Source organism: Streptomyces sp. NPDC057654, assembly GCF_042800135.1.
In the GTDB taxonomy this organism is placed as follows: Bacteria; Actinomycetota; Actinomycetes; order Streptomycetales; family Streptomycetaceae; genus Streptomyces.
On sequence record NZ_JBHVHQ010001362.1, the window covers coordinates 1 to 1,411 of the forward strand.

The window sequence follows — 1,411 nt, forward strand, 5'->3', positions numbered from 1 at the left end:
GGGGCGAGGGCGGCACGTTCTGCGCGGGCGCCGACCTCAAGGCGATGGGCACGGAGCGCGCCAACCGCGTCGCGGCGGACGGCGACGGGCCGATGGGGCCCACCCGGATGCGGCTGACGAAGCCGGTGATCGCGGCGGTCAGCGGCCACGCGGTGGCGGGCGGGCTGGAGTTGGCGCTCTGGTGCGATCTGCGGGTGGCCGAGGAGGACGCCGTCTTCGGCGTGTTCTGCCGCCGCTGGGGCGTGCCGCTGATCGACGGCGGCACGGTGCGGCTGCCGCGCCTGATCGGCGCGAGCCGGGCGACGGACCTGGTGCTGACGGGCCGCCCGGTACCGGCCGCCGAGGCGTACGCGATGGGGCTGGCCAACCGGCTCGTACCGCCGGGGCGCGCCCGCGCCGAGGCCGAGCGGCTCGCGGCCGAGCTCAGCCGCTTCCCGCAGACGTGCCTGCGCGGCGACCGGGCGTCCCTGCGGGAACAGGAGGGGATGCCGCTCGACGCGGCCATGGCGGTGGAATTCGATTACGGGGTACGGGCGTTGGGCGATGCCGCCGAGGGGGCCGCCCGGTTCGCCGAGGGCGCGGGGCGGCACGGGGACTTCACGGACCTTTGAGGCGCGCGACGATCCAAACCCGGAATGGCAGGCACCGCCCGCCATTCAGCAGATCGGAGGAATCCGGCCACTCCGGCGACTGATCAACAGCCGTGCCGCGCACCATCCTTGATGTGAGCGCATGGCTTCGAGCAGGGCGTACGGGCATCGTGGCGGCGGTGGCGGTGCTGGCCACGGCGGGGATGGCCCCGTCGGGGATGGGCACGGGGGCGGGCGAGGGCGCGCCGGTCGGCCCGGCCGCCGTGGTGCGCCTCTCGCACGGCGGCTCCTCGGTCTCGTCGGTCTCCGTGTCAGGAAACGGTTCGTCGGTCTCCGTTTCGAATGACGGGTCCTCGGTGTCCGTGTCGGGAGCCGGCTCCTCCGTCTCCGCTTCCAGCGACGGGTCGTCCGCGTCGGCGACGGTGCGCGGGCCCGGCGGCTGCGTACGAGCGCAGGTCCGCCCCGGGTCGTCCTGGGCCGTGGTGGGCCGCTCCTGCCACGCTCCCAGGCCAAGGCCGCCGAAGCCGGGGCCGCGGCCCGAACCGCCTGAACCCCGGCCGCCCGAGCCGGGGCCCGCGAAGCCCGCGCCGCCCAGGCACCCGGACCCCACGCCCGTACCGACACAGCCGACGCCTCCGTCGCCTCCGTCGAAATCGCCCGCTCCCCCGCCGTCGTCGACGCCGACGCCCCGGCCGTCCGGCAGCTCCGCGAAACCGACGCCCGCCCATCTCGCGCAGCGCGCCTACCACCGGTCCGTGCACAAGCGGACGGCGGGCGGTCAGTCGATGGTCACGTTCGCCCTGCTGATCATGGCCCCGGCC

The 1,411-nt window shown here is 75.8% G+C and carries 1 protein-coding gene and 1 pseudogene; both read left to right on the top strand.

The features are described 5' to 3' along the window. Window positions 1-611: crotonase/enoyl-CoA hydratase family protein (locus tag ACFU99_RS43640; protein ID WP_384404330.1), on the top strand; the 611-nt coding region annotated here is incomplete at its 5' end. Window positions 612-724: 113 nt separating this feature from the next. Continuing rightward, window positions 725-1,411 (top strand): annotated as a pseudogene (locus ACFU99_RS43645) (hypothetical protein); the annotation flags it as partial.